This window comes from Actinoplanes sp. NPDC051633 (genome assembly GCF_040681735.1).
GTDB lineage: Bacteria > Actinomycetota > Actinomycetes > Mycobacteriales > Micromonosporaceae > Actinoplanes.
In genome coordinates, this window is sequence record NZ_JBFAZH010000522.1 from 1 (window position 1) to 5382 (window position 5382).

The 5382-nt window shown below is 72.3% G+C and carries 4 protein-coding genes; all 4 read left to right on the top strand.

The features are described 5' to 3' along the window. Positions 1-2479, top strand: a 2479-nt coding sequence (locus AB0M20_RS25570) for a type VI secretion protein (protein WP_364302275.1), incomplete at its 5' end; no start/stop codon positions are given. A gap of 308 nt (positions 2480-2787) precedes the next feature. Then, positions 2788-3636: a replication-relaxation family protein gene (locus AB0M20_RS25575; RefSeq protein ID WP_364302281.1), complete on the top strand. Its 849-nt coding sequence runs from the start codon at positions 2788-2790 to the stop codon at positions 3634-3636. A 477-nt stretch (positions 3637-4113) separates the two neighbouring features. Further along, positions 4114-4983 (top strand): hypothetical protein, encoded by an 870-nt coding sequence (locus AB0M20_RS25580; RefSeq protein WP_364302277.1) that lies wholly within the window; start codon positions 4114-4116, stop codon positions 4981-4983. A gap of 212 nt (positions 4984-5195) precedes the next feature. Further along, a partial coding sequence (locus AB0M20_RS25585) for a hypothetical protein (RefSeq protein WP_364302279.1) occupies positions 5196-5382 on the top strand: 187 nt, incomplete at its 3' end.

The following is a 5382-nucleotide window of genomic DNA, read 5'->3' on the forward strand; positions in this document are numbered from 1 at the left end:
ACCGGCGCCCGACCCTTCCGGGCCGGGCGCCGATCTGTTTGCCCCGCCTACCGGCCCGGCTGGATGGATGCTGGACGCCGCGGTCTGGGTGATCGGCCGGCCGTGGCTGCTCGCCGTCGCCGCCGCCGTACTGGTGGTCGTGTATGTGGCTGTCCGTAACGTGGTCGGCGGGTGGCGGCAGCGCCGCCACGCTGCTGCCGCCCGCCTGGTCACGATCGCACCGCCGCCGGAGGTCGACCCGCACAGCGCGGCGGCGTTGTGGGCGATCCTGCACGGCACCCTCACCCCGTCGCGCCGGCGGCGGCTGCTCTACGGCAGCCCGCACGTGGTCTGGCAATACACCTGGACCGGTCGGCGCCTGCTGATCTCGATCTGGGTGCCCGGCACCGTCGCCCGTGGTGCGGTGGAGGCCGCTGTCCGCGCCGCCTGGCCCGGCGCCGCCTGCACCGTCGACGACCCCGCACCGGCGCCGATCCCGGCCGGCACGACGGCGGTCGGCGGGCATCTGCTGCCCACCGCCGCCGAATGGCTGCCCTTCGAAACCGGCCACGACAACGACCCGCTCCGGGCACTCATGTCGGCCGGATCGCAGCTTCGACCCGGCGAGCACACCTGCGTGCAGATCCTGGCCCGCCCGGCGAGCCCCCGCCGCGCCGGACGAGCGCGCCGCGCCGCTGGACGCCTGCGTGACGGCAAGACCGCAGTGCCGGCAATCGACCCGGCCGCGCCGCTGCGATGGATCCTCGAGGCCTTCCAGACAGGGAACCCCACGCGCCGGCCGGGCCCGCCGCCGGGTGCGGGCCGCAGGGATCCGGGTGTCGAGCGCGACGTACGGGTGATCCTCGACAAGACCACCCATCTGTTGTGGACGATCGGCATCCGGTACGGGGTCGCCAAGGACAGCCGGCGTGCGGGTAGCGACCCGCGTCCGCGGCTGCGCGCGGTGGCGGACGCGATTGCCTCATCGTTCGCCGTCTACGCCGCCCGCAACCGGCTCGGCCACCGGGCACGGCTGCGCGCGCCGGTGGCCGTGCTGGCCGCCCGGCGGCTCGGCGCCGGATTCGTCGTCTCCACCCCGGAACTCGCCGCTCTGGCCGCTCTCCCCCGCGACTTGGCCGTTCCCGGTTTGGATCGGGCCCGGGCGAAGCCGATGCCGGCGCCGGCGGCGGTACCGGCCGGTGGCCGCACGGCGAAGGTGCTCGGCGACGCCGAGGTCGGCGGCCACGCCGTCGCCCTGCCCGTGGCCGACGCCCGCTACCACCTGCATGCGGTCGGGTCGACCGGCTCCGGCAAGACGACCCTGCTGGCCAATCTGGCGGTCGACGACATCACCGCCGGCCGCGGCACCGTCGTGATCGACCCGCACGGTGATCTGGTCCTCGACATCCTCGACCGGCTCCCCGCCTCCGCCGCCGGCCGGGTGGTGCTGTTCGACCCCGACCAGCCCAACCCGCCCACCCTCAACCCGCTGTCCGGTGACGACCCGGACCTGGTCGTCGACAACCTCGTGTCGATCTTCTCCAACATCTTCGCCAAAGCATGGGGGCCCCGGATGGACGACGTCATGCGCGTCGCCTGCCTCACCCTGCTGCGGCACGCCAACGTCACCCTGCAACACATCCCGCCCCTGCTGAACTCGGCGCAGTTCCGCTCCGCGATGACGGTCGGCCTTGACGACCCGGCCGGGCTGTCCGGGTTCTGGCAGTGGTACGACGAACTCACCCCCGGCCTGCGGGCCCAGGTCATCGGTCCCGTCCTCGCCCGGCTCCGGGCGTTCCTGCTCCGCGACTTCGTCAAACGGACCATGCGCTACCCCAAGTCCAGCTTCGACATCGGCGAGATCCTCGACGGCGGGGCGCTGCTCGTCCGCATCCCGAAAGGGCAACTCGGCGAGGACACCAGCAAACTGCTCGGATCGCTCGTTTTGGCGCAGGTGTGGCAAGCCGCCACCGCCCGCGCCACGATTCCGGCGGACCAGCGCCGCGACGCCACGCTGATCATCGACGAGTGCCAGAACTTCCTCACCCTGGCCACCAGCCTCGACAGCATGCTCGCCGAAGCCCGCAAATACCGCCTGTCCATGGTGCTGGCCCACCAGGACCTCGCCCAATTCCCCAGAGACCTGCTCGCCGCCGCGTCCGCGAACGCCCGCAACAAGCTGTACTTCACCGTCGCCCCCGAAGACGCCCGGGTCCTGGCCCGGCACACCCTGCCGGAACTCGACGAGCACGACCTGACCCACCTGGACGCCTACACCGCCGCCACTCGGCTGATCGTCGACGGCCGGCAAACCCCCGCCTTCACCCTGAAAACCCGGCCATCCCAACCGATAGTCGGGGCAGCGGCCCTGATCCGGCAGGCCGCCGCCGCGAACGTGCCCGCGCAGGACACCAGCGCCATCGACGACCTCGTCGACCGGTTCTCCACACCTCCCGGCGACAAGCGGCGGGCCCGCGGCAGCAACGGAACCCGAACCTGAGCCTCCCCTGCCGGTTCACCTGCCACTGACAGAGATCAACAGACCCCGGTCGGCGCATCGTCGAAGGTCCTCCGTCAGCCCTTCCGGTGGGTCTTCACCAGCCCTTCACCACCGCGCACCCGGCAGCCCCGGTTCATCCGGGCTGCCCGGGCGGTTGTGCCTGCACAAGGGTGGTGACCGGCGGTGGAAGCCGCTGCGCCGATCTCAGACACCCTCCCCTTCGGGAGGAACCCTCTCTTCCGCATGGAGCGTCCACCGTGCCGACCACACCCTCCGGCCCTCACCGGCCCCCGCGACCACCGTCCCGGCTGGCCCGGCTCGACCGGCTGCGCCGTCTCACCGTTCGCGACCACCGCCTGCTGAGCTGGCTCGCCGAGCACTACGTGCTCTCCGCCGCTCAGATCACCGCCGCGCTGTTCCCGTCGCCGCGCACGGCCCGGCTACGACTGGCCGTCCTGCACCAGCTGGAGGCGGTCAGCCGGTTCGCCGACACCACCACCGGCAACCGGCAGTACCTGTACACCCTCGGCCCGCTCGGCGCCGTGGTGTACCCGACACAGTTCAACGACCCCAACCGGGCCGACGCCCGCGAACCGCGGACCAGCATCGACCGCACCGAACGGATCATCGGCAGCCGCCGGCTCACCCACCTACTCGGCACCAACCAGCTGTTCATCGACCTGCTCGCTCACGCCCGCACCGACACCACCACCGGCCTGGCCCGGTGGTGGTCCGAGCAACACGCGACAGCGGTATTCGCCCGCGCCGGGATCCAGCCCGACGGCCACGGCGTCTGGGCCACGCCCGGCCGGCAGGTCGGGTTCTTCCTCGAGCACGACAACGGCACCGAACCCCTCGCCACCGTGCTGCGCAAGCTACGCCGCTACGAGCACCTCGCCGGCTACGGCCCTCGCTACCCGGTCCTGCTACGCGTCCCCAGCCGCCGCCGCGAACAACACCTGCTCGACCTCCTGGCCGGGGTGCCGACCGCCATGCCGGTCGCCACCGGCGTCCACGGCGACCACCCCGCCGGTCCCGCCTGGACCCTCACCACCCACCCGGGTACGCGGCGTCGGCTGCACGAGCTGCCCAGCGACCACGGACCGGACAACCCCGCCACCAACCCCTACCGCTTCACCGACGCCGACCCGCCGTAACCACCGGCCCATGAACCGACGGCCGTCCACGATGAGCGAGCACCAGCGCATCGCCGCGATCTGCGTCGTCTGACATGAGCTCACGCTGTCTGACACCACCCGCGGCAAGGGCTGACAGTGCAGCTCACCGGCACATCTGACGAACCTCACGGGCGGCGGGACTGACAGACCCGGCCGCTACCGTCCCTGGCAACACCCACTTCATTTATCGCTCCACCTGGTCCGGTCCCACCAACGGGAACCCATCGCCGCAACCACCCGGTACGCAACGCCCACCCGCCCTCCAGCCGGTCGGCACCCGCACCGAGCGACGACCCGAGGTCGCACCGAACCACCAGCACCACCGCTGCACCGGCACCAATGCGCCACGGCAACACCGCTTCACCATCCCCGTCATCTCGTGACCCGACCCATGCACCCGGTGGGCCGGTCACTTCCGCGCGCCCACACGCGCCCACCCCAAGGAGAACCCACACCATGACTTCGCCCGACCCGGTGACGCCGCTGACCCGCTTCGCCCGGCGCGTCCCTACCGTCCCTGCCCGCACGACCCAGGCCCGCACGACCCAGGCCCGCACGACCCAGGCCCGCACGACGCAAGCCCGCACCGCCCCAGTTCGCACAGCAGCTCCCGCCGCCACGGCCGACGCCACCGCCGTTCCTGCAGAGATAGCCCCTGCGGCGACGGTCGCCGCCATGGTCATCTGCCTGCCCGGCGGGCTTCCCGCGCAGGCACTGACCACCGCCGCGCTCGACCGGCACTTCGGCGTGACCGGAACCCTGCACCCGAGGTTCTGGGCCAAGCCCGACATGTGGCTGTGGCAACGCAGCCACCTGATCGACCTGCGCAAGGGCCGCCCCGCCGCGTGCGCCGGCGGACCGGTGAAACTGCTCGACCTGACCGGCATGCGCCATGCCGCCGGCCTCGGGGCGGGCATCCGCCACCAGGTGTGGCAGCAGGTCGTGCACGGGACCCGTCCCGCCCACGCCTGGCACGTGTTCCAGACCCGGCACCTGACCGACCCCGTCAAATACCCGCTCGCCCGGGCCGAGGCGGACTTCGTCAACCAGCCACGCGTCAACGCGATGCGGCTGCACAACGCGGCCGGTTACGGCGCCACCCACCTGCCGACCGGCGAGGTCGAGATGTTCCAGGCCGGACCGGTGGCCTACCAGCACTACACCGCCGCCACCGCGGTGTGCGCCGATGCGCTGCTCATCGCCGACGGCCACGAACTCGCCCCGGCCAGCGACGCTCTCGCCCACCGGGTGACCTACCTCGAGCTGGCCGGCCGGCACCTCGACACCGTCGACCCGGCCCAGCGACTGCTCGCGATCACCCTCTAGCCCGCCTCTAGCCCCACATCGCCGCGCTCCCGCCGACCCTGCCCGCGCCACATCCCGGCCGGTCGCAGGCACCGCCTGCGACCTCATCCCGGACTACGAACCAGCCGTTACCGCCGAGGACCTGGTCGCGCCGCTGATCACACCCAGCCTTGGGTCGCGCACACCACCACCACCACTGCCACCGCCCATGCCCATGCCAAACGAGGGACTCGATGCCTCACCGGTCTGACCACAGCGGATCCGCCGGCCCCGACGAGCCGACCTATCCGCAGGTCCGCGTTCAGCTCGCCGGGACCGACGGCAACGCGTACGCCGTCATCGCGGCCGTCGCCCGGCAACTCCGCCGCCAGGTCGGGGCCGACGCCGCCACCGACTTCACTACCGCCGCCTTCGCCTGCG

Bases quoted from the DNA above. Each gene is read 5' to 3' on its own strand.
- AB0M20_RS25580 (WP_364302277.1), top strand. From the start codon at position 4,114: ATGACTTCGCCCGACCCGGTGACGCCGCTGACCCGCTTCGCCCGGCGC.